Source organism: Pseudomonas sp. TE3-3-F2023, from assembly GCF_036784815.1.
Lineage (GTDB): Bacteria > Pseudomonadota > Gammaproteobacteria > Pseudomonadales > Pseudomonadaceae > Aquipseudomonas > Aquipseudomonas pudica.
Window position 1 is genome coordinate 4,207,214 of sequence record NZ_CP145113.1, and the last position, 22,674, is coordinate 4,229,887.

General features: G+C 60.1%; 41 protein-coding genes. 20 read left to right on the plus strand and 21 right to left on the minus strand.

All coding sequences use genetic code 11. The features are described from left to right. Window positions 1–7: 7 nt before the first annotated feature. Both V3314_RS19110 and V3314_RS19115 read right to left on the minus strand, forming a co-directional pair. Complete coding sequence (locus tag V3314_RS19110) at window positions 8–1,495, minus strand: terminase (protein ID WP_338459518.1); 1,488 nt, start codon at window positions 1,493–1,495, stop codon at window positions 8–10. Between the two features lie 2 nt (window positions 1,496–1,497). Then, window positions 1,498–2,016: a hypothetical protein gene (locus tag V3314_RS19115; RefSeq protein WP_338459519.1), complete on the minus strand. Its 519-nt coding sequence runs from the start codon at window positions 2,014–2,016 to the stop codon at window positions 1,498–1,500. 71 nt (window positions 2,017–2,087) lie between these two features. Here V3314_RS19115 and V3314_RS19120 point away from each other — a divergent pair, with 71 nt between their 5' ends. Next, a complete protein-coding gene (locus tag V3314_RS19120; RefSeq protein ID WP_338459520.1) occupies window positions 2,088–2,294 on the plus strand; it encodes a hypothetical protein in 207 nt (68 codons plus the stop codon). Window positions 2,295–2,324: 30 nt separating this feature from the next. Here the strand turns inward: V3314_RS19120 and V3314_RS19125 are convergent, their stop codons facing one another. From V3314_RS19125 to V3314_RS19150, 6 genes are all read right to left on the minus strand, one after another. After that, window positions 2,325–2,573: a hypothetical protein gene (locus tag V3314_RS19125; RefSeq protein ID WP_338459521.1), complete on the minus strand. Its 249-nt coding sequence runs from the start codon at window positions 2,571–2,573 to the stop codon at window positions 2,325–2,327. Next, on the minus strand, window positions 2,570–2,761 hold the full coding sequence (locus V3314_RS19130; RefSeq protein WP_338459522.1) for a hypothetical protein: 192 nt from the start codon (window positions 2,759–2,761) through the stop codon (window positions 2,570–2,572). Before V3314_RS19130 ends, V3314_RS19125 begins: the two co-directional genes overlap by 4 nt. 57 nt (window positions 2,762–2,818) lie before the next feature. Next, on the minus strand, window positions 2,819–3,067 hold the full coding sequence (locus V3314_RS19135; RefSeq protein WP_338459523.1) for a hypothetical protein: 249 nt from the start codon (window positions 3,065–3,067) through the stop codon (window positions 2,819–2,821). Next, window positions 3,054–3,320 (minus strand): hypothetical protein, encoded by a 267-nt coding sequence (locus tag V3314_RS19140; RefSeq protein ID WP_338459524.1) that lies wholly within the window; start codon window positions 3,318–3,320, stop codon window positions 3,054–3,056. The genes V3314_RS19135 and V3314_RS19140 overlap by 14 nt, the downstream gene beginning before the upstream one ends. Window positions 3,321–3,383: 63 nt before the next feature. Next, a complete protein-coding gene (locus tag V3314_RS19145; RefSeq protein WP_338459525.1) occupies window positions 3,384–3,695 on the minus strand; it encodes a hypothetical protein in 312 nt (103 codons plus the stop codon). Beyond that, entirely contained in the window at window positions 3,692–4,018 is a 327-nt protein-coding gene (locus tag V3314_RS19150; RefSeq protein ID WP_085598731.1) for an MFS transporter, read from the minus strand. The genes V3314_RS19145 and V3314_RS19150 overlap by 4 nt, the downstream gene beginning before the upstream one ends. Before the next feature lie 98 nt (window positions 4,019–4,116). Here V3314_RS19150 and V3314_RS19155 point away from each other — a divergent pair, with 98 nt between their 5' ends. Together V3314_RS19155 and V3314_RS19160 are read left to right on the plus strand one after the other, a co-directional pair. Continuing rightward, on the plus strand, window positions 4,117–4,299 hold the full coding sequence (locus V3314_RS19155) for a type II toxin-antitoxin system HicA family toxin (protein WP_063912511.1): 183 nt from the start codon (window positions 4,117–4,119) through the stop codon (window positions 4,297–4,299). A 79-nt stretch (window positions 4,300–4,378) separates the two neighbouring features. Further along, window positions 4,379–4,804, plus strand: coding sequence for a type II toxin-antitoxin system HicB family antitoxin (locus V3314_RS19160; RefSeq protein ID WP_063912512.1), 426 nt, complete (start codon window positions 4,379–4,381; stop codon window positions 4,802–4,804). A gap of 617 nt (window positions 4,805–5,421) precedes the next feature. Here the strand turns inward: V3314_RS19160 and V3314_RS19165 are convergent. From V3314_RS19165 to V3314_RS19215, 11 genes are all read right to left on the minus strand, one after another. After that, entirely contained in the window at window positions 5,422–6,102 is a 681-nt protein-coding gene (locus tag V3314_RS19165) for a hypothetical protein (RefSeq protein ID WP_338459526.1), read from the minus strand. Next, window positions 6,099–6,245: a hypothetical protein gene (locus V3314_RS19170; RefSeq protein WP_338459527.1), complete on the minus strand. Its 147-nt coding sequence runs from the start codon at window positions 6,243–6,245 to the stop codon at window positions 6,099–6,101. Before V3314_RS19170 ends, V3314_RS19165 begins: the two co-directional genes overlap by 4 nt. Further along, the gene (locus tag V3314_RS19175; RefSeq protein WP_338459528.1) at window positions 6,242–6,844 is read right to left on the minus strand and encodes a recombination protein NinG; all 603 of its coding nucleotides are present in this window, start codon (window positions 6,842–6,844) and stop codon (window positions 6,242–6,244) included. The genes V3314_RS19170 and V3314_RS19175 overlap by 4 nt, the downstream gene beginning before the upstream one ends. After that, complete coding sequence (locus V3314_RS19180) at window positions 6,835–7,158, minus strand: hypothetical protein (protein ID WP_338459529.1); 324 nt, start codon at window positions 7,156–7,158, stop codon at window positions 6,835–6,837. The genes V3314_RS19175 and V3314_RS19180 overlap by 10 nt, the downstream gene beginning before the upstream one ends. Then, window positions 7,155–7,625, minus strand: a complete 471-nt coding sequence (locus V3314_RS19185; RefSeq protein ID WP_338459530.1) for a hypothetical protein — start codon at window positions 7,623–7,625, stop codon at window positions 7,155–7,157. The genes V3314_RS19180 and V3314_RS19185 overlap by 4 nt, the downstream gene beginning before the upstream one ends. A gap of 204 nt (window positions 7,626–7,829) precedes the next feature. Continuing rightward, complete coding sequence (locus V3314_RS19190; protein ID WP_338459531.1) at window positions 7,830–8,636, minus strand: hypothetical protein; 807 nt, start codon at window positions 8,634–8,636, stop codon at window positions 7,830–7,832. Beyond that, window positions 8,623–9,528, minus strand: a complete 906-nt coding sequence (locus V3314_RS19195) for a helix-turn-helix domain-containing protein (RefSeq protein ID WP_338459532.1) — start codon at window positions 9,526–9,528, stop codon at window positions 8,623–8,625. The genes V3314_RS19190 and V3314_RS19195 overlap by 14 nt, the downstream gene beginning before the upstream one ends. Next, a complete protein-coding gene (locus tag V3314_RS19200; protein ID WP_236166639.1) occupies window positions 9,525–9,761 on the minus strand; it encodes a hypothetical protein in 237 nt (78 codons plus the stop codon). Before V3314_RS19200 ends, V3314_RS19195 begins: the two co-directional genes overlap by 4 nt. Continuing rightward, the gene (locus V3314_RS19205) at window positions 9,758–10,612 is read right to left on the minus strand and encodes a Rha family transcriptional regulator (protein WP_338460324.1); all 855 of its coding nucleotides are present in this window, start codon (window positions 10,610–10,612) and stop codon (window positions 9,758–9,760) included. The genes V3314_RS19200 and V3314_RS19205 overlap by 4 nt, the downstream gene beginning before the upstream one ends. A 372-nt stretch (window positions 10,613–10,984) precedes the next feature. Next, complete coding sequence (locus V3314_RS19210; protein ID WP_085598710.1) at window positions 10,985–11,179, minus strand: hypothetical protein; 195 nt, start codon at window positions 11,177–11,179, stop codon at window positions 10,985–10,987. Between the two features lie 30 nt (window positions 11,180–11,209). Further along, the gene (locus V3314_RS19215) at window positions 11,210–11,458 is read right to left on the minus strand and encodes a Cro/CI family transcriptional regulator (RefSeq protein ID WP_085598708.1); all 249 of its coding nucleotides are present in this window, start codon (window positions 11,456–11,458) and stop codon (window positions 11,210–11,212) included. Window positions 11,459–11,554: 96 nt separating this feature from the next. On the opposite strand from V3314_RS19215, the gene V3314_RS19220 reads away from it, so the two are divergent. From V3314_RS19220 to V3314_RS19235, 4 genes are all read left to right on the plus strand, one after another. Beyond that, the gene (locus V3314_RS19220; protein ID WP_338459533.1) at window positions 11,555–12,397 is read left to right on the plus strand and encodes a S24 family peptidase; all 843 of its coding nucleotides are present in this window, start codon (window positions 11,555–11,557) and stop codon (window positions 12,395–12,397) included. 80 nt (window positions 12,398–12,477) lie between these two features. Beyond that, window positions 12,478–12,810: a hypothetical protein gene (locus tag V3314_RS19225; RefSeq protein WP_338459534.1), complete on the plus strand. Its 333-nt coding sequence runs from the start codon at window positions 12,478–12,480 to the stop codon at window positions 12,808–12,810. A 283-nt stretch (window positions 12,811–13,093) separates the two neighbouring features. Beyond that, window positions 13,094–13,726, plus strand: coding sequence for a hypothetical protein (locus V3314_RS19230; protein ID WP_338459535.1), 633 nt, complete (start codon window positions 13,094–13,096; stop codon window positions 13,724–13,726). Window positions 13,727–13,904: 178 nt separating this feature from the next. Continuing rightward, window positions 13,905–14,627 carry a hypothetical protein gene (locus tag V3314_RS19235; RefSeq protein WP_338459536.1) on the plus strand — a complete coding sequence of 241 codons (723 nt, stop codon included), beginning with the start codon at window positions 13,905–13,907 and terminating at the stop codon, window positions 14,625–14,627. 200 nt (window positions 14,628–14,827) lie between these two features. On the opposite strand, the gene V3314_RS19240 is transcribed toward V3314_RS19235, so the two are convergent. After that, window positions 14,828–15,085, minus strand: a complete 258-nt coding sequence (locus tag V3314_RS19240; RefSeq protein WP_338459537.1) for a hypothetical protein — start codon at window positions 15,083–15,085, stop codon at window positions 14,828–14,830. 152 nt (window positions 15,086–15,237) lie between these two features. Continuing rightward, on the minus strand, window positions 15,238–15,564 hold the full coding sequence (locus V3314_RS19245) for a DUF1654 domain-containing protein (RefSeq protein ID WP_338459538.1): 327 nt from the start codon (window positions 15,562–15,564) through the stop codon (window positions 15,238–15,240). 496 nt (window positions 15,565–16,060) lie between these two features. Between V3314_RS19245 and V3314_RS19250 the strand changes: the two genes are divergently transcribed. The 13 genes from V3314_RS19250 (at window position 16,061) to V3314_RS19310 (ending at window position 22,655) form a co-directional block, all read left to right on the plus strand. Then, entirely contained in the window at window positions 16,061–16,303 is a 243-nt protein-coding gene (locus tag V3314_RS19250) for a hypothetical protein (RefSeq protein ID WP_338459539.1), read from the plus strand. A 491-nt stretch (window positions 16,304–16,794) separates the two neighbouring features. Beyond that, entirely contained in the window at window positions 16,795–17,115 is a 321-nt protein-coding gene (locus V3314_RS19255; RefSeq protein ID WP_338459540.1) for a hypothetical protein, read from the plus strand. Further along, on the plus strand, window positions 17,112–17,324 hold the full coding sequence (locus tag V3314_RS19260) for a DUF551 domain-containing protein (protein ID WP_232889348.1): 213 nt from the start codon (window positions 17,112–17,114) through the stop codon (window positions 17,322–17,324). The genes V3314_RS19255 and V3314_RS19260 overlap by 4 nt, the downstream gene beginning before the upstream one ends. Before the next feature lie 20 nt (window positions 17,325–17,344). Continuing rightward, window positions 17,345–17,764 (plus strand): hypothetical protein, encoded by a 420-nt coding sequence (locus V3314_RS19265; protein WP_338459541.1) that lies wholly within the window; start codon window positions 17,345–17,347, stop codon window positions 17,762–17,764. After that, window positions 17,761–17,964 carry a hypothetical protein gene (locus V3314_RS19270; protein WP_135002539.1) on the plus strand — a complete coding sequence of 68 codons (204 nt, stop codon included), beginning with the start codon at window positions 17,761–17,763 and terminating at the stop codon, window positions 17,962–17,964. Before V3314_RS19265 ends, V3314_RS19270 begins: the two co-directional genes overlap by 4 nt. Further along, window positions 17,961–18,542, plus strand: coding sequence for a hypothetical protein (locus V3314_RS19275; RefSeq protein WP_135002540.1), 582 nt, complete (start codon window positions 17,961–17,963; stop codon window positions 18,540–18,542). Before V3314_RS19270 ends, V3314_RS19275 begins: the two co-directional genes overlap by 4 nt. Next, a complete protein-coding gene (locus V3314_RS19280; protein WP_016711314.1) occupies window positions 18,539–18,754 on the plus strand; it encodes a hypothetical protein in 216 nt (71 codons plus the stop codon). The genes V3314_RS19275 and V3314_RS19280 overlap by 4 nt, the downstream gene beginning before the upstream one ends. A gap of 281 nt (window positions 18,755–19,035) precedes the next feature. Beyond that, on the plus strand, window positions 19,036–20,160 hold the full coding sequence (locus tag V3314_RS19285) for a hypothetical protein (RefSeq protein WP_338459542.1): 1,125 nt from the start codon (window positions 19,036–19,038) through the stop codon (window positions 20,158–20,160). Between the two features lie 10 nt (window positions 20,161–20,170). Next, a complete protein-coding gene (locus tag V3314_RS19290; protein WP_061302624.1) occupies window positions 20,171–20,932 on the plus strand; it encodes an ERF family protein in 762 nt (253 codons plus the stop codon). Then, complete coding sequence (locus tag V3314_RS19295) at window positions 20,916–21,533, plus strand: lambda exonuclease family protein (protein WP_338459543.1); 618 nt, start codon at window positions 20,916–20,918, stop codon at window positions 21,531–21,533. The genes V3314_RS19290 and V3314_RS19295 overlap by 17 nt, the downstream gene beginning before the upstream one ends. A gap of 7 nt (window positions 21,534–21,540) precedes the next feature. After that, complete coding sequence (locus tag V3314_RS19300; protein WP_338459544.1) at window positions 21,541–22,053, plus strand: hypothetical protein; 513 nt, start codon at window positions 21,541–21,543, stop codon at window positions 22,051–22,053. A gap of 3 nt (window positions 22,054–22,056) precedes the next feature. Then, window positions 22,057–22,251: a hypothetical protein gene (locus V3314_RS19305; RefSeq protein ID WP_338459545.1), complete on the plus strand. Its 195-nt coding sequence runs from the start codon at window positions 22,057–22,059 to the stop codon at window positions 22,249–22,251. 41 nt (window positions 22,252–22,292) lie between these two features. Next, the gene (locus V3314_RS19310) at window positions 22,293–22,655 is read left to right on the plus strand and encodes a hypothetical protein (protein ID WP_338459546.1); all 363 of its coding nucleotides are present in this window, start codon (window positions 22,293–22,295) and stop codon (window positions 22,653–22,655) included. The last annotated feature ends 19 nt before the right edge of the window (window positions 22,656–22,674 follow it).

The following is a 22,674-nucleotide window of genomic DNA, read 5'->3' on the forward strand; positions in this document are numbered from 1 at the left end:
GGTGGCCTCAGAAAGTGAACGTGATGGGTACGTGCTTGACTACGGAGCGCTTGGTCTTGGCCACGGCGAAGTAGCGGAATGCGTCAGCAGGGTGGGATGACCAGTCATGCAGCGGCTTGTCTTTCCAGCAGCCGCGCTTGTCGTCCCACTCTTTTCTGTAGCTCTCCAGGGCGGTGATGCCCTCCTCGCATTTGGCTTCGTCGAAGGCGCAGTTCGGGAGGATTTCCCGGGCCTGCTCGATGCCTTCGTCCACGCCGAGCTTTGGCACCACCTGGAAGGTCAGCGAATAGCGCTGTCCGTCGATCTCGTAGCCCTCTCGTGCGAGTTCGCGCCGAGTCTTGCCGTCGCTACCGAATTCCCGGTTGTCGATGTCGTGCGGGCCCCAGTGCTCCCCGTAGGTATATCCGCGATCCTTCAGCACCTTCATGTAGTGCCGCAGACCCTCGCCGCTGTTCTGGTAGAAGTCGACAACGTGGTACTCCTCGCCGACGATCCGGACGAACCAGATGGCCGTGGAGTCGCCCACGCCGATGTCCCAGAAGGTGTGCACCGGCAGGTGGCTGTTGTCGGGCAGTTTGCCGATGCGCTGGGCAGCGTAGAGCTTGGTGAACTGCTTGGCGTAGTACGCGCCTTCGATCGTCTGCTGGAATGCTTCGGCAGGGATCGACGGGTACTCCCGCTTCATGTCGTCGCCGAGGGTCTTCTCCTTGGCTACGTACCAGGCGCGCTGGCCTGGATTGGTGACGATGCCGTGCTTGGCGGCCAGGTCATCGAAGTACTTGACCAGCCGGTCCGGGATTACCACATTGGTAGGATCAAGCCAGTAGAGCGGGTTCCGCCACCAGCTGAAGAAGAAGAACTTCCAGTCCAGCAGGCCCAGGGGCACGCCGGCCAGCTGCTGCTTCTCGGCAGACTGGCTGTAGTCGAAGAAATACCCGGCCCGGCCCTCCGCAGTGGACTCGATGGTGACGAAGCACTCGGCGGCCACGGCCTCGAACGCACCGGTGACGATCTCCCGCGCCTTGTGCGGGAACTTGGCGCAGATCTTCCCGAACTCGGAAACGTGCAGGTAACGCAGCGTGCCACCCCGGAAGGAGGTGGACACGTACAGCGACCCGCCCTTGCTGAATACCAGCTCGCCCGCGGCATCGTTTCGCGCTGGGTTGGCTGCCTTGATCTCCTTGGGCAGATGATCGTAGGCGTACTTCACCTTCTCCCGGAACAGGCGCTTGGCATCATTCAGGGTGTGAGCAATCAGGGCGCACTTGGCCGCCTCGAACAGAGCGGCATCCAGTTGGACAATGCAAACCAGCGTGGTAAAGCCCAGTTGCCGGGCCTTGAGGATGATGTTGCGGGTGTGCATCCCCTGGAAGTAATCGACCTGCTCCTGCGTCATGCGGAAGCGGACCTTCTTCCCCTGCTTGTCCGTGATGAAGTACAGGTTGTTCAGCCGCCAGAACCGGTCCCGGAGCAGTTTCAGGTGCTCGGGCTTCATGGTCAGGCATCCTTCGATAATTCATCCATCAGGGCGGCCAGATCATCGACCGTGCGGTTACCTTCCTCGCTATCCAGGCCGTACGCCTGGCGCTCGCCCTTGATGACCTTGAGCTGTGCATCGACGCCAGCGTTCAGCGCCCGGGAGAAGTCGCCCAGGTTCTCTTCGTTGACGTCCATCTCGGCCAGAGCCACCGAAAGCTTGTCGGCAATCGATCGCCAGTTGGCCAAGCCAGTTCGATGAGCCAGCACCACAGAGGCAGCCTGGTCAGACGCCTCCTCGATGATTTCCGCATCGGTACGCGGCTGCGTACTGGGCGTGCGTACCGTGCTGCGTACCAGCTTGTCGCGGGCCGCTGTCTTGACTTGGCTGGCAAGGTCACGCGTCCAGCCTTCCTTCTTGGCTCGCTTGCGCACCGCGCCTTCAGTGACGCCGTTGTTCTCGGCTATTGCTCGAACCGAAAGCGACCCGGCCCGGAAGGCTCGTTCTATCGCCTCCCAGTCGGGTTGCTTTGAAGTCATGGATGTCTACCGCTTGAATTGATGGCCAGTTGCCGGTATTGATGGGTTTCAAATCTCAGTAGGAGCTACACATGGCAACTATTCCTGAAATGTTGATTAACAACGCAGCAAGCAATCGCGGCGGTGCTATAGCTCGGGCAACCGCTGTAGCAGCTGCCCTAGAGCTAATTGCTGCCAAGGTTGCAAATGCGCCGACCAATAACAGCCAACTGAGCAGCGAATTGGAGAACCTCTCGAAATACGCTGACCAAATCCAGGCTGCACTGGGTCAGGTATAAGTCTGAGCGCCGCATTCTACTGCGGCGCACCTACTCTTCTCCGCAATCCAGCAAAACATCAGCCAGTTTCTGCTCCGCCAGCCTGAACATGGCCAATGATTGGAGGTCGTCGGCTACCGGGCCGAAGGCAAACAGCTCAACCTTGCCCGATGGGTCGCGCATGGCCATGACTCCGACACTACACACCGGGAGTTCACCGCTATCCAGCTGATCTGCGATCTTACGCAGGGTTTTGGATGCATCGCGCCAATTCTCGCGCTGGAACTCGACCACGTTCATTCGGCCACCATCTTGTGCGTCTCGGCATGCGCGTGACCATGCAGCAGGCCGACCAGCAGCCCCTGAGGAAGGCCGGCTGCCTTGGCGGAATCAATCGCCTTCACCAGGGCAGCATCGAACTCGGCCACCGCATGGACGATATCCAGGCCCACCGGAAGCTCGTGGCGAATTCGTGTGACGTTGCTCATGCTCACTCCCGCGCCACGAAAACGCGCTTTAGATTTTGTGGCGCGGCGGCCAAATGACTAGCTGAACCCGAGATAGGCCGCGATCCCGGCCGCTATTACACCAACCACAACTTGCATCGCGTGGGATGAAAGCCATGCAATGCATGCTTTCCAGAATGGCTTCTTATCACTACTTTTTTGGCCAGCAGCTTCGCAGTCTTCCGCTGTAACTTCGCCAAGTCGCCGACCACGAAGCAGCTGCTCTCCATCCGTTTTGCAGCGCTTGAGATTGACGTCATCGGTGTCTTCAAGGTCAAACATGGCCATGGCTAATCCTCCATACCGCCATAGCGAGTGGAGACATCGCCAGGCGGCCAATGCCTGCCTCATGGGTGATATCCGAAGCACGGAATTGCTTAACACCTCGAGCACGAACAGCGGTCTCGACGTTAATAAACATGCCCTCTTGCAAGTCAACACTGCCGCAGTCTACGAAGTTGGCACCAACAGGCCATCCGCGGACCCTCGTGTTGGTGATCTTTACATTGCCGCAGTTTTCGATGTGAATTGCTGTTCCCATGGCGATCTCCTCAAGGAGAGGAAATCATATCATTTGGCCATACACGCTAATTGTCTGTGGGCACTATTCCGCCGAACGGCACTTCTCGCAATCAAGGTGTCGGCAAACCCAGCGCTTTACCCTTGGCCAGTAGGTGACCACGAACATATGGCGCAGGCCTGCCAGGGCCAGGGCGACGTGCATCGTTACCCCGGCAGTGTTCGGGGTGAAGAACATGCGGTCCGACCTGGCCAGGATGGCGTAGCCGCTCAGGGCGATGATCGAGTACAGGATCTTGCCAATTACGCCGTCTCGGACCTTGCCGCTCAGCACAGCCCAGGAGGCCCATAGGGCAATCACCCCAGCCGCCAACGCATTGATGTATTCAAGAATCATCCGTTAGGCCCTCCGAACTTGGACCTGATGACAGACCAGAGGTCGGCGGCTTTGATCGCCCTGGTGACGGCGGCAATGAGGGAGCCACCGAAGGTGCCCAGCAGAAACCCTACCCCCGCGACGCTGCGCGGCTCGACGATACCGAAGTAAGCGCTAACCATTCCGGTCAGGTAGTGGGCGCAGGCCATACCTGTGAGCAGGAAAAGAATCCACGCTTTTCGGTCGAGTAGATCGTCCTTGTGCCATCGGGTGGCAACCAAGGCCCCCAATAGGCCCGCAATAGCCCAGTCGAGCTTTTCGAGCAGGCGGTGAAAAAGCTCCATGCGCTCGGCTCCCTCTGGAATGAAATTAATAACTCAAATTTGCTGTACATAAAGCAAATTTGCTGTATAATGAACTCACACAACAACGAGGCGAGGTGATGAGTTACAACGAGTTCAAACGGTGGCTGAAAGCCAGAGGAGTAAGGTTCGAATCGTTAAACGGAACGAGCCATTTCAAACTCTACTTCGAAGGCAAACAAACGATCTTTCCGGATCACGGTGCAAAAGAAATGAAAGAAGGAACCCGGAAAGGAATCATCAAGCAACTGGGGCTCAAATGAGCCCCTACCACCGTTTGACTCGAATCATCACCTCGCCTCGCGAACATCACTCAGAGAGCCGCCCAAGGGAGGGCTAGAAATGTTTGACTACCCGGTAACTGTGCATACCGAAGACAGCCCAGGTGTTGCGCTCACCTGCGACACCATCCCCGAGTTCAACGCCGCCGGGGATGACCTGGAGGAAGCCTTGGCCGAAGCCAGCATCCTGATGCCTGCCGCACTTTCGATTTACGTCGACCAACGTCGAGCGATCCCCAAAGCACCAGCCCCTGAAGAGGGCCAGCCCGTAGTAACGCTGACCGCACTCACCGTGGCGAAGATCGAATTGTGGAACTCGATGGTTGAAAAAGGTATGCGCAAAGCTGATCTGTGCCGCCTGCTCGGCGTAAGTCAGAGCCAGGGCGACCGGCTAGTGGACTTCATGCACGGCACGAAGCTGGAGGCTCTCGAGAATGCACTGGCCGCGCTCGGTAAACGCCTGGTGGTGTCTGTCGAGCCGGCCTGAATTTGTGTGGGTCTCTCCCCACCTGTCCGCCGAAGACCATCGCAGCGCTGGCCCCCCAATGCACCAGTCTCGCTGATCCGGTCACGTGCCACCCTGAAAGCATGTGAGGTCAGGGTGCGCGGGCTGCCGGTGTTTTTCCGTGTCACTACACTACCGGCTAGCAGTGTCCAGGCTATCCCGTTAGGGGCTGCCCTGGCTGCAGTTGCGTTTCTTGCGCGCACAAAAAAGCCCAGATTTACTGGGCTGTTGGCACCTATTCTGCGATCTGCAAATCCGCGCGCCTCTCCTGCATGGTCAGGCATCCCAGTCTGCGTGGGTTGCCGCACATCCAACAGGAGCAGACCTTTCCATGATTGGCGAATAGGCCTGCGTTACGCGGGTCAGTCGACCACAACTCTTGGGAGCTTTGCTTCTGGTAGAAGCGAGCCTTGATTCGACGCGTATCGTGTCGGCGTTGTGCTCTGGACATTTCATCCTCCTAAGCCAAAGCCGACAAAGCCCCGGCAGATTTCTCTGGCGGGGCTTTTGTAGTCACTCCTCAACACGCGCAGGAATGACAGGATGGAGCAAATTTACGACATGGCGACATGATATTGCAAGCCCTTTTGAGGGCCTTTTTACGCCGCCTCGTCGAACAGCACGCCAATCACCTCAAGCATGTGCTGGGCCTCGGTCAGCGCCTCGTTCACCAGCGACTCCAGGGCGCCCTTAATTGCCCGGTTCCAACGCTGGTAGGTGCGTTCGGTCAGGCCTTGGGAATCCCAGTTGCTCATGTCGTAGTTCGACTCGGCCAGGACGATCATCTCCCCCGGCTTCACCTCGGCCATGGCACGGGCGTGCTTGTTGGCACGCTCAGCAGCGGCAGCAGCAGCCTTGTTGCGCCAGTCCCACTGCCCCTCCCGCTCGTTCTCGCGCGGGTCAGGCGCCTTGAACTGGGGCACCTTGCGCTGAATGCCCTTCGTTTGCTGCGGAACCGCCCAGACCAGTACTGCCTGCTGAGTGAAGCGCTTTGGCGCCGGGGTTGGCACGATGGCGACCAGGCGGCCAATAGAATCAATCTTGCGCCCCTTGTGCGTGCTGTACTTCGCCACGAGCGCATTCCAGTGTCGCGGGCTGAGCTGGGCGTGCAGCAGCTTGTGCACGATGGAGTCAGCCAGCAGCGCGGCATCCTTCCCCGATATCTCGCCCTTGAGCTTACTGGTCTGCACCCGAGGCTCGACATTGCAGCCGCCGGCGCTATTGATCGTCTCGGCCGCCAGGGCGCGAACCACCGCTGATACAACGTTCTGATAGCTCATTGCCCACCCCCGCCTCGTTTGGCCTTCCTCGAAATGAATTCTTCGTAGTAACGCTTGCGGCGCACCGCAATGGCCCAGGACAGCGCCCCGCCCGACACCACGATCAACGCCGCTAAAATCAGAAATGCCCATGCTGGTGTCATGCTGCCGCCCTCCGCAGGTCTTTGAGTTTTTGCCTGTACAGCGCCTTAATGGCCTGCAGGTCTTCGATGGTCAGGCGCAGGGCCTTATGAGGGCCTTCCAGCCACTCGACCTGGTCGGCGCCGATGCGCTTCACCAGACGAATGCGGTACTCGACCACGTTGCCCGACAGGTTGCGGTTGCACTTCACGCACTGCCGGTGGACGTTCAGCGGCTCGAAGCGCAGTTCTGGGCAGGCACCCACCGACCGGTAATGGCCGGCATCCCAGCGACTGCCGGTGATGAGGTCGTGGTCGCTCGGCAGCGAGTCGCAGCTGATGCACGGCAGGCCGGCGTCGCGTTCGCGGATGTAGGCATTGAATGCGGTCTGCGCCTCGGCCATATGCTCGCGGCGGGTCTTCAGCTTCTCCCGGCGCTCCTGCAGGTCCTGGCGGGCCTGCTTGGTGATGGCCTTGGCTGCGATCTTCTGCAGCTTCGGGTCCTTGGCCATGGCCTTGGCACAGGCGATGCTGCACACCTTCTGCGTGGTCATGGTCGGCTTGAAGGGCTTGCCGCAACCTGGCGCCTTGCACTTCTTGGGCTTGATCTCGGCTACGCGCATGGCTCGGCCTCCTTGGACTTCTGCTGCTCGGGCTCGAAGTCGCCGCGCAGGGGCATCAGGTAGATCTCCATGCACAACGCGAATCCGCCTATATCCACGATTCCGCCATTGCTGAGCTGTGCGGCGGCCCCGTCTGCGTAGATCACCCAGCACAGCGGTCCGCGGTTAAAAATGGTGCGGCCATCTGGCATGACGAACCCTGCATCCGTTTCGAGCTGTTGAACCAGCTCCACTGCCATGCCGATGTTTGGGGAAGTGCCTTGGCTCGATCCTATAACCAGCGCCAGGTCACCCGGCTTGAATTCATGACTCATGCCGCCTCCTCGCTCAGAAGGTCGCTGAACACCACGCCCTGCGGCGCGAACTCGGCCACGATGCGGTCGGTGTACTGGCAGCCCTGGGCCCGGTCGAACAGCCGGGTGACCGGGAAGCCATCCGGCCCGAACATTGCGCACGGCCCCATCAGGCGCAGCTTCACCTCATACGACAAGTGGATGAACGACTCGGCCCAGCCGGTGCGGAACTCGGCACAGCCGGCACGCATGATCGGCACGCCGAAGTGCAGCTTGCAGTACCGGCGGACATCCTCGATGTCGCCCATCTCAGTGCTCTTGGCGATTCGGTCGTACATCGCAAACCACAATGCGTTCTGGTTCAGGGTGCGGTCTTTGCCAGGGCGCATGGTGACCACGACGAACTTCTTGTCGCGGAACAGGCGGGTGAGCATGGTCACGGCCTCGGAGAGCTTTGCCTGGCTGTTTACGCTGATTTTTTCAGCCATGTACGCGGCCCTCAAAACGATCCATCGACTTGCTCAGCGCGCGGTCATGTTCAACAAGGCCTCTGGCCTTCGAGTAGAGCGCGTGAGCGCGCAGAGCTGGGTACGCACTGCTGGAGTAGAATTCCCAACTCAGGTACCAGCCTCCGAGGACCAAAAGAGCGTTATCCACCTGCCTGCGAATCAGGAGATCTTTTTGGAGTAGGCTCACACCCCCTCCCCAGCCGGCTGCCCGGCGCGCTTGATGTTCAACTGAGCTATGGCGACGCGTGTCTGCCGCTTGCGCAGATAGGTTTCGATGCGGCGCCGTTGGTCTTCCTTGGCGCGCTCGCGGTCTTTCTTGGCCTTGGCGGCCTTGAGGATGCAGCGCACCTCGGCGAGCTTTTCCCGAGTCTTGGCGCTGGCCTGAGGGCGCACCTCCCCGGTGAGCAGGCCGGCAATGGCCTGGCCGTCCTGGGTGATTGGTGCAATACGCAGGTCGGCCAGGTACTTGGTCCCCGTCTCGTGGCTGATGAGCTGGGCGCGGACTGCGGATTCGATCGCCACTACCCGGCGGCCAGCGTCGTAACCCAGCGACACCTCCCACTTAACGGGCTGGTCCTCGGCTCGGGCAAAGCTGACCAGGCGCTCGTAGGCGCTCATGAAGGCCATCCGGGCGCCGACCTTGTCGCCAGCCTCAAGAATCGGCTCGGAGGCGATCATTGCTTGGCGGATTTCAGTGGTGAGCACGACCGTTTCATGCTCGTCACTGGCCGCCAGGGCAATCGACCACGCCTCATCCTTGCCGGGTCGGGTGTCGGCCGCGTGGATGTGCTTGAGGACCATGCCGAGCGAAAGGCGCCCGGCTGGCTCTCTACGGCACGCTCGCAGTGCAACAATAATCACGCCAGGCTCATAGGCCGAAAGGTCCTCAGCGATGAGCTGAGCGCCTCCAGAGCTGATTGCCTGCCCCATCGCCTCAGCGGTGGCGCAGATGGCCACGGCCAATTCGGCTTGCTGGTCAGAGGAAAGCATTGCGCTTACCCCGCTGGCCGTTGCGGATCGCGTCAGCCGCTTCCTGTGCCGCGTTCATGTTCGCCTGGGTCTGCTCCTGCTGGCGAGCAGTGGTGGCGTTCATCTGGCGGTTGGTTACCCACTGGGTGTGGTAGGCCTCAGCCTTAGCCAGCAGGTCGCCCAGGTTGTGGCAGCCGTTGATCAAGCGTGCGTCGTTGATTGTCAGGAAGTACGCAGCCACATGGTGGGCAACGTCGATGCCGAGCCGGCTGATCAGTTGCCCAACCTGCCCGCCTGCCTTGGCGTTCCATACCGGCCATGCGTGGTAGCGCTTGCGGTAGGCCATGGCGTAGTTCGCCCAGGCCTTGAACGTTTTGCAGGACTGGTCCTTGGGCCCTGGCATATCTTCCGGAATCTCGCAGCGCGGTTGCTGAGCCGTAAACGGAACCACGATACCCTCCGCGACCACGGCTTCAGCCTGGGTCGCAACTGGTTCAGTGACTGGTTCCTTTACTGATTCAAAAGAGTGACTGGTTCTGGGTGCAGCTCCTGCACTACCCCCTAGTGAATCTGCTGCACTAGGGGGTGAACCTGCTGCACTACCCTGGTGAATCTCCTGCACTACCCCTAGTGAATCTGCTGCACCACTCAAGGTCAGGTAGTAGACGTTCGAGGAGTTACCCTTAGGGCCACCCTTGCGGATCTCTTTGCGCAACAGGCCGGCATCGCACAGGGTGTTGATGTGGTTCATGACCGAGCGCTTGCTGATCTCGCACTGATCGGCGATGTGCTGGTACGACGGCCAGCACTCGCCCTGGTCGCTCGCGTTGTCGGCCAGCTTGATGAGCACCAGCTTGCGCAGCGGATTGCCGACCTTGGTCTTCATGGCCTTGACCATCAGTTCCATGCTCATGGCGTCACCTTCTGCGGCGCGAGCTGCCAGAGCGTGTTGTTGCTCATCGCCTTATCGGAAACGACCAGGCCCATCTTTTCCATGCGATCGAGCTCCTGCCGGATGCGACGAGTGCCGATGGCGCCATGCTGGATGTGGTGGCGGAACCACCAGGTGCAGTACCAGCCTCGGGAGGACAATTCAGGCTTGCTCATGTACGCGATGATGTCGTCGCGCAGTTCTTGCCTGGTCATGCTGCACCCCGCACGGCCTTGTCGTGGGTGTGCAGGCCGTCCCAGTTCTTCTTCATGGGCAGCTCGCCGGCCAGGTACAGCTCGTACAGGCGCACGGCGCCCTTGCGCAGAAGGATCGGCGTGTAGCTGATGAACGCCTCTTTGCCGTGCGGGGTGATTTCCTGCTGATGCTCGGTCATGTACTTGTCGCGGGCGTAGGCGGCGACGCGGTACCGGGTACCGGACTTGCTCTCGTTGTAGAGCCAGTTGCGGCGCTCGAGGAAGTGGCCCACCTGCATAACATTGACCCCATTGAGGCCCTTGCAGTACTGAACATGGCTCATGCCTTCCTTAAACAGGTTCTCCAGGCGGTCGATCTTCTTGGCCTGGGCCTCGACCTGAACAGTGAGCAGGACGCGGGCTTTCTCCGACTCCAGGGCCATCTGAAGGATCTCCAGCTTGCTCAGGTCGGCGGACTGGGCCGGGGCGGCTTTCGCCAAGTGCCAGAACTCCTTGACCAAGCGCTTCTTGAAGTCGCGGACGATCGAGGTGTTGCGCATGTAGGTGAGCAAGAGGGTCGCTTGCTGCTCGTTAAGCAGCGCGATCTCGCGGGACTGGGCGCCGCCAGCGGTTTCAAAGGGTTCGATTTGAAATCTGATCCCTCCAAACTCTCCGAAATCGGCCTGATACTTGCGAACCAGCGCGATCACGCTGGCGTGCTCGTTGTCAGTTTCGCGGGCGACGGTGACGGTGCTGGTGACAGCTTCGCCATCGAACACCGTGACAATTTCCGTGCGCGCCACGAAATCGTGGTTCGCGTTTTGTGGCGCGGCCCTGGACAGGGCCTGTACATGAGGGAAGGAGGTATGCATAATCGTCCTCGAAGCAGTATTAGAAGAAACCGCCCCGCCAGGCGGTTTTTTTTGTGCCCGGGGTTCGTACTTTGATAGTGCGAAACCCATGGGCACCGATCCGCGCATGCGCGGAAAAATGACGCCATTCCGGTTGCGCTGCCTGTAGCCAGGCCTTCCCTTTTCAGGGCCTTTTAAGGCCGAGGCATATGCCGGAGCTTCCCGGCGCCTTTAGGCCTCGTTTTCTCGAGGAGGCTTTCCCGTACTAACTGGACGGCGTATTGCTCGGGGGTCATCCCGGCTTTCATCGCCATCTCTTCAAGCTTTCGGTAGAAGCGCTCCTCGAGGCCGTGACAAATCAACGTTTCGGCCATGAGTCCCCCTTGCGGGCCTTCAGGCCGTGTGCGCAGTCTCGTTATCATCCTGAGCAATTAGCAGAGCGAGCTTCTCCTCTACACACATGCGCACGAACACCGCTGGTTGAAGGCGGTGAAGCTTTGCAACCGCCCTCACAGCCTCATAGGTGTCCTCGTCGTAACGGGACTTAATCTCCCGGTCTTTCAGATGGCGGCTATCGTCGTAGCTCATTGAGTGGTGGCTCCTTGCTTGGGAAAGTGGTTAAGCGGCGGAAAGCGCGTGGCTCGGATTGCTGTCGATCTGGTTCCACGGGAACGACGGACACAGGTCGGCACGATTCACGGCGCCATTCGTAAGCACCTCAATCTGCAGCGCGCGCTTGGCTGGGACTGCGCGCTCCCCGGAACACCATTGGTTGACGGTCGGCGCCGCCACATTCAGCCGGCGCGCCATTTCCGCCTGGCTGCCCAGCAAGCGGGATGCTTCTTTGGCTGCTTCTGCTGATTTCATGAGTTCTCTCCTGGAGATTTACCGATGAATATAAGGCATTACCTTATTCTGTACAAGCCATTGCCTAATCGGCGCCACGATAGGCCTAATTAGGCAATGCTTACCGGACCGGAATTAGGCGCAGCCATTGAGGCAGCGCGGATCGCCAAGGGCGTATCGAAGAAACAACTCGCAGACGACTTCCAGGTGAAGCCTCCGTCGGTACAGGGCTGGGTGAAAAACGGCCGGATCGACAAGTCGAAGCTGATGGACGTCATCGCCTACTTCGCTGACGTTGTAGGCCCTGAGCATTGGGGGCTGCGCCCAGGCTTTACCTACGAGAGCCTGCCGGACGTCGCCTCAGCAACGGTTGAAGAACCGGTGCCCACCTCGGCTGCGGATATGGTTCGCAACATGCTCGCCAAGCAGGGGAAGAACCTGCCGGAAAGTGCTCGCGCGCAGCTAATGGCAGCTGCCGAAGCTTCGGACCAGGGTAACGTTATCACCGTCGACTTTTCCCGCCCGGGGCTCGTCGGGGATGAGGTTCGGATTGCTCACTACGATGTGCGCGCGGCCATGGGCAACGGCCAGGCCACGCATGACTACCCGGAAATGCTCAAGGACATTCGCGTCAGCCCGAGCCATCTACGTGAGCTGGGCGTTGAATTCGAAGAGCACTTTCACCTAAAGGTGGTCACCGGCTGGGGCCAGTCGATGGAGCCCACCATCAAGCACCGCGACCCGCTGATCGTGAACATCAACGTCCGCGAGTTCGTGGGCGACGGGATCTACCTCTTCGTCTGGGATGACCTGCTCTACATCAAGCGCCTGCAGGTGGCTGATGAAGAGCACTACGAGATGATTTCCGATAACCCTCGACACAAGGATCGGCTGATCCGTAGGGATATGACCTACATTCAGGCACGGGTTCTACTGGTGTGGAATGCGCACCTAGTGTGAACCGTCCGTGAGCCGCGACCATCGGTAAAGAGTTAGCGAGCAGGCAGCTTTATTACAAGCGCCATTAGAAAGGAAATTATATGTCGCGGATGATTTTGGCGGTATTTGGCTTTGCTTTGATTCCTGCGGTTTCGGCTGCGGCATCACTGTACGTGCCATCCGACTCCAAGGCCACCTACACGGTCTTGGACCGCGATACTACGGGCAATGAGCGTACGATCACCACGAAGCGCGTTGGATCAAGCGGAACCTCCTATTCTCGCCGTCTCTACAACTGCGCAGATCGCACAGTGAAGTACCTCGGTAGCGGCGAAACCCTAGAGCAGATGAAGGCCTCCCAGCCTGATCTGCGAATGGGCCCCATTGTGACCGGATCGATCGCCGATTACGTCGGCGCAGAAGCTTGCCGGTAACCTGTATTTTTTCATGCTTTTCTCCAAACCCAACCAGAGGCTGCGCCGTGGTCTCTGCCAGGTGATGCTGGCTGGTAAGGATCGTTTGGTGGGGTATGGGGATGAGGTGAAAGATGGGTTGGTTGTGCGAGTCAAAGCCAGAAGCGGCAGCAGGGAAGAATAAATGAGCGCAGGGGTTTCCAAGGTTCGAGTGGGTCGACTGCTTCCTGGTGGGGCAGAGGTCGGCGAAGGCGCAAACAGACCGATTAGAGGCATTGCGGCAACTCAAGCCGGAGAGGTCGCAGTGATTGCCAAGCAGGTATCTAGCAGGGAGATCGCTGTTGAAGTGATCTGCGCTGTGCTGGGTAGGGCTGCCGGCCTTCCCATACCAGAGCCGTTGCTCCTTATTGACTCCAATAACGTATGGCATTACGCGAGTGCTGATATCGGCCACCCCAACCTTGCCCAGTACGTAAGCACCCAGGACTCATCTGTTCTGGATGAACTGGAGAAATGGCCAGGGCTTCTTTCTGCCGCATGCTTTGATGAACTGATCGCCAATCCTGATCGACACGATGGGAACCTGCTTTACGACGGAGCTGGATTCTTCTTGATCGATCACGGCCTGTGCATCCCGCACGGAATGCCAGCCGCTGAGCTTTCTGATGACTACCATTCCAATCAGTTGCTTGATCTCCATATCAACACGTGCCGAGATGAGGTCGCCAAGCAGCGGTCCGTCAATTCTTCTAGAGCCTGGGTAATGGAAAACGGAGAACGGTCGATTGGTGAAGCTGCACAGGCGGCAGCTGAAGGGCTAGATGGTGCCTCACAACAGCAGCTGTTATCCTTCCTGAAAGGAAGGGTCGCCATCTTGGGCGATCTACTGCACGACAGGATCAAGCCCAGCCAGCAAAGGAGACTGAGTTTTGATTAGCTTCGACTCACTACTCAGCTCGCTGCCACCCACCCCGACCTACCCTGGCCAATGGGCTCCGATTTATTTAGAGCCAATGATGGCATCCGGCGAGAGCTTGACCATTGCCGTAGCGGCTCGCGGCCGAAATAGCGAGTGCAGGGTCTGCCCAGCGATAAGGCCGCATGTGCTTGACGCAATGTTTGGTCAAAAGTCAGCTGGAGTTGGGAAAATTATTGCGCTTGCATGCTCAAGCCTTCAAAGGCATCTGCAGGCCAATGGAAGCTTCGAAGGGTGGGTCCCTCCTGTTTCCGGAATGCGCGTCGGCCGTGTTCGCGAGACAGTGTCATCCGACATTTTGGGGCTTTTGAGGCAAGCCGTGGCGTTGACCGCAAGCCTTGCAGCTATGGATCTAGATGTGGATGACGAAGAATCGGATGAGATATCTGAAATCGTCATGGGTGACGCGGGCTCAAAGAAGGATCCTTGGCCTAAGCAATTCGAGTCAGCTGTTCTTGGAAAGAACCCACGCCTTTCCGGATATTTCAACGCGACGTTTCATGTCTCGGAGCGAGCTAGGCCCTCAAAGATTTTCTATCTGAGTGAGCGGGTTGCGCTTAACACAGGAAAGCTGATCCCTGGCTCCAATCTGTCCAGCATGCTTGAAAGAAACAAGGCCAGGCTGCTTGATCTACTTACCGTTCGCGATCGCGATGACCGAATGCTTCCTAGGGCTCACTACGAATTAGTGGTTTTCCGACCTGGATTCGAAGACCCCACCTACAGCGAGAGGCAAGTTGATTCGCTCAAGCGATCTATTGAGGCGCTTGAAGAAGCGGGCGACAAGCACTCTCTTCGGGTACAGACTGTCGAATCCGCTGAGCAGGCAGCTGAACGCTTATTTGCTGCGGAAGCCGCTTAACCTTAGGATCACTACCCCTCGCAGATAGCCCGCCTCGGCGGGCTTTTTCATGCCTTCACGCTTTTTTCACGCCCTACTCTGCACAGTGAAGCCTCATCCGCTTCCCTACGTTAGCCCGCATAGCAGTGCGGGCTTTTCTTTGCCTGTATTTGCAAATGGCCGCAGGAGCTGTCTGCGGCCGTTGCCCGGCTGGCCTATAGTCAGGGGCGGAGTACCTCAAGGCGATCCCGACCAGCCGGTGTGATGGCGTTCTCCCCTTCATCGCTAATGCGATACCGTCCGGACGCCATCTTGGTGATTGTGAACCGGACCAGCCCGCTTTGGGATAAGGCTTCGCCCGCTTCGAAGCTGATTGCCCGCTCCAAGTCGAAGATTTTGATTTCTCCGATTTTGTAGCGAGCGAAGGCTACCAGGGCGTTATCCAATTCTTGTTGGCTGATCTTTCGAGCGACTTCCATTCGACCTCCCAGGTCATGAGAGTCCCGGTCCGTGGGATTGGAGGCAACGAACCGGGCGGTTTGTTGAAGGCGGACCGTACTACGCCACCATAGAAGTCGCTACTGGCTTTCCATCCATGCTGGATGGGTGGGCAGGCTATAGATTCCGGCCGCTAGAAAGGCGCCTCCTCCTCCACCCTCTCCTCCTCCCAATCTCGCTCCACGACCAGGTCGTCTCGATCATCTGCGCTCTGCGGCTCCCACCGAACCGTCACGCTCTCGTCGTCATTGAACGTCAAATCCAGCTCCGGCGTTTCGGCCAGCAGCCCCATTACCTCGTCCCACTCCATGTCTCCATCCGTGTCCAGGCGATGGATCGTCACCCAGCGCTGAGCCTGCGCGATCGGGTGATTAATCATCGACGAAACCCGCAGCCCAAGGCGCTCCAGTCCGGTCATTTCCTGGCGCGCCTGCGGCGCAGACTTCTTCTGCTTGGCCATTCCTTCCTCGCTAACTGTACATCCATCCAGTGTCAGGCAGAGCTTACCTGAGTCATCGAGCGATGCAAGCCCGGCACGAGATTAGGCGCCCACGAAAAAATTAGGCATTACCTATTTACAAGAATTAGGCAATGGCTTATCGTTCATTCCGTCAGCAGTCACTCACCAGGGACTGCAGAGGCCCTCACAGGCCGCCGCTCTTTCACATTGATGGGAACCTCGCGGATCGATCCCGGCAACGGCACAGCGCGAGCAATAAATTCGATCCCCATGCCAGCTCTGGAACTGGCCAGCTCGAAATCAGGCGGAACGTCAGCGCGGCAGGAACACAGGCCGGGCCACGGAAAGCGGATGGAGGGTTGCGCTGCAAACGCTCCCTGCCGGGATGCCCTTAGAACGGGCGTCGGTACCTGGCACAGCGCGAGCAGTGAGGAAACACCACGAGATTCACTGAAGCACCTGGGCGACCGGGTGCTTTGGGAATCCACTGGAGATCATGGAAATGGGACGAGCAATAACCGTAGACCTTCAGCCGCTGCTCAACGCCGGCTGCTTGCTTAGGCTTGAGGGCGCAGGGCAGCCGCGGGCCTGGCTGAAGGTGACCATCCCAGACGGTCGCTTCATCGGCAGTAACTTCGGCGACTGCCTCAACTTCGACTGCCGGAGCATCGAGAATTCAGCAAACGGCTGGATGGAGGAATGGCTGATTGAGAACAGCGTGCCATATGCGCATGGCTGAGCGATTTCACTGGCTGGCCTTGGCGACAGGGCCAGACGGGAAATCGATTGCTCAGCCGGCGTCGCGAAGGCGAGTGAGCCAAAAATATTGAATCAGACACTTGCCTACTGGGTCAGGATTTATGAACGCAGTAAATCTGACGAGGTAACAGCAATGACTATCGAAGCAGAGACACTCGCTCAACTTACCGAAGCGCTCCAGGAGCGCGGTATGTACCTAGTTTCAGACATCGCATTTACCAGAGCGCCTTACCGGCATAACCACCGCTGGATCTGCATCGTGGAGTGACCATTCTCACTGCCGGCGGCTCAGAGTAGGCCTCTACCGCCGGCTCCTCTGCTACTTCACCCCAGATCCAGCCCCCCCGTTTCTTTCCTACCCCAATCCCAACATATCGACCGCATTGGCAGGCGCCAGGCCACCTTTCACGGTGGGTTTGGTCACCCGCGCCTGGCTCCTGGCCAATGCGGTTGGCTACCGAGGTTCACACGATGAGCAAAGATACAGGCGGCCCTGCCTTTCCAGCGCAAATCAACAACGGCGGCAACGCAGCGATCAAAGGGTTCAATGGCGAAGAGATCAAGCCGTACACCTTCAGCGCTTATCCGGGCATGACCCTGCGCGACTACTTCGCGGCTCAGGTCGATGTTTCGGACGAAGTCGGCGTCCGCTACGCAGAAGCAATTGTCGGTCGCGCAATGCCTGACTTCGCATCGGCGCCGCTGGACAACATCGCTTTTTGGGCAGATTACCGTGCGATCAGTCGCTACATCGAAGCGGATGCCATGCTCGCCGCCCGGGTGAAGCCATGAGCGGCTGGATCAAGTGCAGCGATGCTCTGCCTGGTGATCAGTACGACGGTGTCGCAGTGATCGTTGCTGCGCTCAATCACGCAGGACAGCTCATCTCGGAAACAGATGTTTGGCACAAGGGCCGCGGCCAACATCGTCAGGGGCACTTCGAGTTTTGGACGAATACGGCCACCCATTGGCAACCCCTTCCTTCCCCACCCACCGAGTAACCCACCACCTGGAGGCGACCATGGGCGCACTTCGAGCAGCACAGTTTGAGTACGACAACCGGATGCCGCCGGCGGTGAGCGAGAGCGCGGCTAAGGAAGCTGAGGCGCGCTGGATAGACGACGGCATTGCCGAGTTGATGGCGCGCCGCGACGTAGTGTTCCAGCGCAACTTCCGCCAGCGTGGCGTGACCTACGAACGCTTCGCTCAGGCGGTGGATGAGTTCGTTATGGGGCAGCTTGGGCTGTCTGGCATCAGCAATTCGGTGCTGGGCCGTCTGGTCCTGTCCGCGCGCTGCAAGGTCACCAGCGATGCCGCGGCAGCTGCCGACGAAATCATGAGCGTGGCGAGCCCTGAGGCAGCACTACAGGAGATCGCCCGCCAGCTGCTCACGCCCTTCGCCAAGGAAGCAGTCCTGGCCCAGGCCGAGGACGCGGAATGAATCCTCACAGCGTGGCGGTTCGCGCCATCGAGGCCGCAATCGAGACGATGCTTCTGCCGGGCTCTGGCCCGGTGGAGGATGGGAAGGCCGAATCCATGGTCGTCGCCTACTTCTCTCTCCTCGCTATCGACGCCGAGGAGTTCAAACACTACTGCGAGCGCGTTCGGCGGATTGCTGAGCGGCGCAAGGAGGCTGCGTGATCAAGATTGACTGGAGCATGGCCCCGGAATGGGCGGATGGGCACGGACTGATCGCCCATCAAGGCATCACCGAGGTCTGGGTCAGCATGGATCAGTACGCCGTGGTTGGGCGACCTGGCGGTCCTTACCCATGGGGTGGCGGCACTGGCGATACCCGGCACAACCACACTCGCGGGCAGGTCCAATACATCACTCGGCGCCCGGATCGCTGGGATGGTGAAGGCCTGCCGCCAGTTGGAACCCTGGTAGAAGCATCGTTTGCCTGCGAAGACTTCGAAAACTGGCACGACGGGGTTTGCGTTGCCGTAGGCGAAGACCCTGAAGGCCGCGAGGACTTTTGCGTGGTTCAGTGCGGCAAGAAGATCGCCATGTACCGAGACGAGGCAAAGCGTGTTCGCCCTCGGCGCACGCCTGAGCAGATCGCAGCCGATGAGCGCCTGCACAAGATCAGGAATGCTCATTCCCGCATCGCAAGAACGCTCGACCAGTTCAAGCAGGATATCCCCGGCCAATCGGCGGCCAGGACTGTAATCGAAGCCATGATTGACGCCGGATACGAAAAGCGGGAGGCATCATGACCACACCGATCTTCCCGTCGATCATCGACGACCAGGTGGCCGAGGTCGCTCAGGCCGTGCCAGACGATCGAATCCTGCTGGTGTTCAAGGGCCTGACCATGGAGGACGCCATGAATCAGGCGCGCCTCGCTCACATCGAGAACCCGGCGGCCTGGTCGGGCCGGGCCTACCTCTGCGGAATGTGCACCCTGGCCTACGAGGTCCGCACGTGAGCCGCCAGCAGGCCAGACGCTGGGCGTTCTGGCGCGGCTCCTTCTGCATGCTCTTCGCCTGCACCTTCTTCATGCTTGCCAGCGCACTGGCCGGCAGCATCACTTCCTGAATTCACACCCGGCGCACGGCGGGCCTTCGGGATAACCGTACCCCTTCGGGAGCGTAAGCGGCGAGAGCGCGCAACCATCCACCGCAGCCAGGGCCTGGTGGCACCTCCAATCCGGGTGACCTGGCATTTCCCCTTTCAACTAACGGCGCCGGCCTGGCGCGAGGTTTTCTAATGTCCGCAGAACAGAAACTGATCGCGATCGAAGAGATCAGCGAGGAGAACGCCCCGGCCATCTACGTGGCCGGCGGCCTGAAGCAATTTATCGACCTGGTGAAGGCCGAGGTCGAAGGCGAAGTGCCCGACCTGACCACCCGCAAGGGCCGCGAACGCATCGCCAGCCTGGCCGCCAAGGTGAGCAAGTCGAAAACCGCCGTCGAGAAGCCGGGCCGCGACTACCTGCGCCGGCTCAAGGAAATGCCGAAGGTGGTCGAGGCCGAGCTGCGTGAGTTCGTGACCACGATGGACGCGCTGCGAGACGAGACGCGCCGGCCGCTCACCGAGTGGGAGCAGGCAGAAGCCGCCCGTGTCGGCCGGCATGAGCAAGGCATTGCAGCCATCAAAGCGGAAGGCGCCGAACTCGGCCTGCTGACCGCCGAGGACCTTCTGGCCAGGATCGGAAGGGTTGAAGGCGTTGCCCTGGACGACGCCTGGGAGGAATTCACCGCCGAGGCCGGACAGGTGAAAGACCAAGTGCTAGCCGTGCTTCGTGAAGCGCTGGCGGCCCGGCAGAAGTACGACGCAGAGCAGGCCGAGCTGGCCCGGCTGCGCCGCGAAGCCGAAGAGCGCGCCGAGCAGGACCGGATTCGAGCGGCACAAGAGGCCGCTGTCGAGGCCGAGCGCCAGCGCGCGGCCCAGCAGCAGCAAGCAGAACGCGAAGCCGCAGCCCGCCGAGAGCAGGAACTGCTGGACCAGGCCGCTGCGCAAGAGCGCGAAGCCGAGAACCAGCGTCTCCAGCTCAAGTTGCAGGCGGAGCAAGCCGAACGTGCCCGGGTTCAGGCTGAAGCCGACCGCGTTGCCGCCGAGCAGCGGATGGAGCAGGAGCGTCAGGCGGCCGCCCGCCGGCAAGAGGAAGCAGCCGAGCAGGCCCGCCAGGACGAGCGCCGCCGCGCTGATGCCGCTGCCGCGGAGATTCTTCGCCAGCAAGAAGCTCGAGAGGCCCACAAGGCGCACCGGGCGAGCATCAACCGCGCCGCCCTGGAAGCCTTCATGGCCGAGGGCATGCCTGAAGCCTGCGCCAAGCAAGCGGTCACCCTGATCGCGCAGCGCAAGATCCCGAACATCGCCATTTCCTACTGAGGCACCGACCATGAGCAGCACGATCATTGTGCCGGAGCAGCGCCGCCAGGTGGCCGCGCCTCCGCAGGCCGACAGCAGCATCCTGGCCGTCATCAGCCGGGCCGCTACCGACCCAACCTGCGACATCGACAAGCTTGAGCGCCTGATGGCGATGCACGAGCGTATGCAGGCCCGCGACGCTGAGGCCGAGTTCAACGCAGCAATGGCGGCCATGCAGAGCGATATACCGAGCATCGCCGAGCGCGGCGCCATCGTCGTGAATGGCCAAAAGCGCAGCGACTACGCCACCTTTGAAGACATCAACGATGTGATCAAGCCGATCATGCAGACGCACGGCTTCGCGATCACCTTCAAGGTCGAGAACGTGCCGGCTGGCCTAAGCGTCACCGGCATCCTGATGCACCGGGCCGGACACCGCGAGAGCACAACCATGCTGCTCCCGCTCGACACCAGCGGCAGCAAGAACGCTGTGCAGGCGGTCGGCTCGTCCACCAGTTACGGCAAGCGCTACGTCATGAGCGCCCTGCTCAACCTCACCACCCGCGGCGAGGATGACGACGGCCACGCTGCCGTGCCAACGGCGAACGTAACTAGCGTGCAGGCGGCCGGCATCAGCGCCCTGCTCGATCGCTGCACCCAGAAGACCCGCGACTGGTTCACCGGCGAATACGGTTCGGCCGAATGCGTGCCGAAGGGTCGCCACGACATCCTGGTCGCGCAACTGAACAAGGCCATCAGGGCCGCGGAGGCCGCAAATGCAGATCATCAGTGATGTGGAGCAAGGCACTCAGGCCTGGCTGGACCTGCGCCTGGGCATCATCACCTGCAGCGAGCTGGATTGCCTGTTGGTGAACGGCAAGGGCGAGGCAGGTTTCGGCGCCGGCGCCTTCACCTACATGAACACCCTGATCGGTGAGCGCATCACCGGTGAGGCAGCTGATCCCTTCACCGGAAACCGCCACACAGAGCGCGGGCACGAACTGGAAGGTACTGCCCGGGCCCTGTATTGCGACCGCGAGGACGTCCAGACCCACCAGGTGGGGATCATCCTGAATCATGGCATTGGCTACTCACCAGACGCCCTGGTCGGCGACAACGGCCTGACCGAGATCAAGACCAAGCTACCAAAGCTGCAGGTCGACGTGATCCTGGGTGGCGAGATCCCGAAAGAGCATGTCGCTCAGTGCCAGGGTGGCCTTTGGGTGTCCGAGCGCGAATGGATCGACTTCATCTGCTACTGGCCGGGCATGCCGCTGTTCGCGAAGCGTGCCTACCGGGACGAGGCGATGATCCGCAAGCTCTCGGAGCGCGTAAAAACCTTCTACGAAATCCTCGACGAGCGCATGAATCGCGTGCTCGGAATCGCAGCATGAGGTGAGCATGAACCAATCAATCGACCTGGAGGCCGCCAAAGCGGCCTTCTTCGCGTCTGGCGGCCAGCTGATCGTGCTGGAGGGTTTCACCTACCGGCCGCTGCCGCAGCGCAAGCACCCTAAGCCCAAGCCGAAGCGGGCCAAGCCCACCGCGCACAAGTCGGAACACCCACAGCAAAGCCGTGCCAGGACTCGCGCGGCACAGATCGCCGAACTCGCCAAGACCATGACCTGTGGCGAGGTCGCGAAGCTCCTCGGCGAAACCAAGGGAGCGCTTTGGGGTGTAGCCGCTCGCGAAGGATTCAGGTTCTGCAAGCCCCCGCGCCAGGTGCAGCCTGTGAAGGACGCCGCCGCTCAAGAGGCCGCTGATCGGGAATTGGCAGACCGGATCATTGCCTTACGCGATGAGGGTATGTCCCGCTGCCGGGCAACTGCAGTACTCGGAATCGGAAATCGCAAGCTGGAGCGAATCCTGGCTGCCTACGAGATCAACTTCCCGCTTCAGCGGCATAGGGGTTAGGCCATGAACGACCACGGCGAGCACCCCAGCGTCTACTACCTTGGCCGGGAATGCCGCCGCAACGGTGGCGGCAAGATGGCCAACCCATTCGCCTCTCACACGTTCCACGGCTCCTGGTTCTTGGCCGGCTGGAACGACATGGATCTTGAGATTGAACAGAAAAATCCGAAGCGCGCTGCAGAGAACAAGGCGGCGTGAGCAGTTCAACCTACCGCCCAGCGGATTGAAGGAGGTGCCGTATGGCGATGACGCCGCAAGAGCGCGACGAGAAGCGCAAAAAGAAAGAGGCCAAGGCCGGGGTTGAAGAGCTGCGCATGAAAACCCGCGCCGGCACCCGCCAGGCCCTAGCCGAGATCATGCAGTGGGCCGAAGTCGAGGAAAACGGCGAGGCCATGACCCTGCTGATCCACCGCATCCATGAATTAGGCCCTGAAGCGGCCCGCCACTTCCTAAGTGCGCCGCGCCACGAAATCACGATATCGAGTTCTGTGGTGCGCAAGCTGGACCAGTTCAGGCTGAGCCGAGAGCTGCGCGCTCCCGGCCTGGAACTCGGCGACGACCCGGACGATACAGGACTGCTGCTTTGCTGTGAGGCACGCTGATCACTCGAGGTTGTCTTAG

Excerpts from the sequence above, each read along its gene's own strand:
- V3314_RS19150 (WP_085598731.1), bottom strand. The coding sequence starts at position 4,018 with ATGGAGCTTTTTCACCGCCTGCTCGAAAAGCTCGACTGGGCTATTGCG.
- V3314_RS19300 (WP_338459544.1), top strand. The coding sequence starts at position 21,541 with ATGAACCAATCAATCGACCTGGAGGCCGCCAAAGCGGCCTTCTTCGCG.
- V3314_RS19270 (WP_135002539.1), top strand. The coding sequence starts at position 17,761 with ATGAATCCTCACAGCGTGGCGGTTCGCGCCATCGAGGCCGCAATCGAG.
- V3314_RS19310 (WP_338459546.1), top strand. The coding sequence starts at position 22,293 with ATGGCGATGACGCCGCAAGAGCGCGACGAGAAGCGCAAAAAGAAAGAG.
- V3314_RS19240 (WP_338459537.1), bottom strand. The coding sequence starts at position 15,085 with ATGGAAGTCGCTCGAAAGATCAGCCAACAAGAATTGGATAACGCCCTG.
- V3314_RS19140 (WP_338459524.1), bottom strand. The coding sequence starts at position 3,320 with ATGGGAACAGCAATTCACATCGAAAACTGCGGCAATGTAAAGATCACC.
- V3314_RS19120 (WP_338459520.1), top strand. The coding sequence starts at position 2,088 with ATGGCAACTATTCCTGAAATGTTGATTAACAACGCAGCAAGCAATCGC.
- V3314_RS19210 (WP_085598710.1), bottom strand. The coding sequence starts at position 11,179 with ATGAGCTACGACGATAGCCGCCATCTGAAAGACCGGGAGATTAAGTCC.
- V3314_RS19165 (WP_338459526.1), bottom strand. The coding sequence starts at position 6,102 with ATGAGCTATCAGAACGTTGTATCAGCGGTGGTTCGCGCCCTGGCGGCC.
- V3314_RS19200 (WP_236166639.1), bottom strand. The coding sequence starts at position 9,761 with ATGACCAGGCAAGAACTGCGCGACGACATCATCGCGTACATGAGCAAG.
- V3314_RS19225 (WP_338459534.1), top strand. The coding sequence starts at position 12,478 with ATGTCGCGGATGATTTTGGCGGTATTTGGCTTTGCTTTGATTCCTGCG.
- V3314_RS19295 (WP_338459543.1), top strand. The coding sequence starts at position 20,916 with ATGCAGATCATCAGTGATGTGGAGCAAGGCACTCAGGCCTGGCTGGAC.
- V3314_RS19205 (WP_338460324.1), bottom strand. The coding sequence starts at position 10,612 with ATGCATACCTCCTTCCCTCATGTACAGGCCCTGTCCAGGGCCGCGCCA.
- V3314_RS19175 (WP_338459528.1), bottom strand. The coding sequence starts at position 6,844 with ATGCGCGTAGCCGAGATCAAGCCCAAGAAGTGCAAGGCGCCAGGTTGC.
- V3314_RS19185 (WP_338459530.1), bottom strand. The coding sequence starts at position 7,625 with ATGGCTGAAAAAATCAGCGTAAACAGCCAGGCAAAGCTCTCCGAGGCC.
- V3314_RS19285 (WP_338459542.1), top strand. The coding sequence starts at position 19,036 with ATGTCCGCAGAACAGAAACTGATCGCGATCGAAGAGATCAGCGAGGAG.
- V3314_RS19155 (WP_063912511.1), top strand. The coding sequence starts at position 4,117 with ATGAGTTACAACGAGTTCAAACGGTGGCTGAAAGCCAGAGGAGTAAGG.
- V3314_RS19220 (WP_338459533.1), top strand. The coding sequence starts at position 11,555 with ATGCTTACCGGACCGGAATTAGGCGCAGCCATTGAGGCAGCGCGGATC.
- V3314_RS19170 (WP_338459527.1), bottom strand. The coding sequence starts at position 6,245 with ATGACACCAGCATGGGCATTTCTGATTTTAGCGGCGTTGATCGTGGTG.
- V3314_RS19115 (WP_338459519.1), bottom strand. The coding sequence starts at position 2,016 with ATGACTTCAAAGCAACCCGACTGGGAGGCGATAGAACGAGCCTTCCGG.
- V3314_RS19255 (WP_338459540.1), top strand. The coding sequence starts at position 16,795 with ATGAGCAAAGATACAGGCGGCCCTGCCTTTCCAGCGCAAATCAACAAC.
- V3314_RS19130 (WP_338459522.1), bottom strand. The coding sequence starts at position 2,761 with ATGAGCAACGTCACACGAATTCGCCACGAGCTTCCGGTGGGCCTGGAT.
- V3314_RS19110 (WP_338459518.1), bottom strand. The coding sequence starts at position 1,495 with ATGAAGCCCGAGCACCTGAAACTGCTCCGGGACCGGTTCTGGCGGCTG.
- V3314_RS19195 (WP_338459532.1), bottom strand. The coding sequence starts at position 9,528 with ATGAGCATGGAACTGATGGTCAAGGCCATGAAGACCAAGGTCGGCAAT.
- V3314_RS19160 (WP_063912512.1), top strand. The coding sequence starts at position 4,379 with ATGTTTGACTACCCGGTAACTGTGCATACCGAAGACAGCCCAGGTGTT.
- V3314_RS19245 (WP_338459538.1), bottom strand. The coding sequence starts at position 15,564 with ATGGCCAAGCAGAAGAAGTCTGCGCCGCAGGCGCGCCAGGAAATGACC.
- V3314_RS19305 (WP_338459545.1), top strand. The coding sequence starts at position 22,057 with ATGAACGACCACGGCGAGCACCCCAGCGTCTACTACCTTGGCCGGGAA.
- V3314_RS19125 (WP_338459521.1), bottom strand. The coding sequence starts at position 2,573 with ATGAACGTGGTCGAGTTCCAGCGCGAGAATTGGCGCGATGCATCCAAA.
- V3314_RS19145 (WP_338459525.1), bottom strand. The coding sequence starts at position 3,695 with ATGATTCTTGAATACATCAATGCGTTGGCGGCTGGGGTGATTGCCCTA.
- V3314_RS19250 (WP_338459539.1), top strand. The coding sequence starts at position 16,061 with ATGGAAATGGGACGAGCAATAACCGTAGACCTTCAGCCGCTGCTCAAC.
- V3314_RS19280 (WP_016711314.1), top strand. The coding sequence starts at position 18,539 with ATGACCACACCGATCTTCCCGTCGATCATCGACGACCAGGTGGCCGAG.
- V3314_RS19215 (WP_085598708.1), bottom strand. The coding sequence starts at position 11,458 with ATGAAATCAGCAGAAGCAGCCAAAGAAGCATCCCGCTTGCTGGGCAGC.
- V3314_RS19190 (WP_338459531.1), bottom strand. The coding sequence starts at position 8,636 with ATGCTTTCCTCTGACCAGCAAGCCGAATTGGCCGTGGCCATCTGCGCC.
- V3314_RS19290 (WP_061302624.1), top strand. The coding sequence starts at position 20,171 with ATGAGCAGCACGATCATTGTGCCGGAGCAGCGCCGCCAGGTGGCCGCG.
- V3314_RS19235 (WP_338459536.1), top strand. The coding sequence starts at position 13,905 with ATGTTTGGTCAAAAGTCAGCTGGAGTTGGGAAAATTATTGCGCTTGCA.
- V3314_RS19265 (WP_338459541.1), top strand. The coding sequence starts at position 17,345 with ATGGGCGCACTTCGAGCAGCACAGTTTGAGTACGACAACCGGATGCCG.
- V3314_RS19260 (WP_232889348.1), top strand. The coding sequence starts at position 17,112 with ATGAGCGGCTGGATCAAGTGCAGCGATGCTCTGCCTGGTGATCAGTAC.
- V3314_RS19180 (WP_338459529.1), bottom strand. The coding sequence starts at position 7,158 with ATGAGTCATGAATTCAAGCCGGGTGACCTGGCGCTGGTTATAGGATCG.
- V3314_RS19135 (WP_338459523.1), bottom strand. The coding sequence starts at position 3,067 with ATGGCCATGTTTGACCTTGAAGACACCGATGACGTCAATCTCAAGCGC.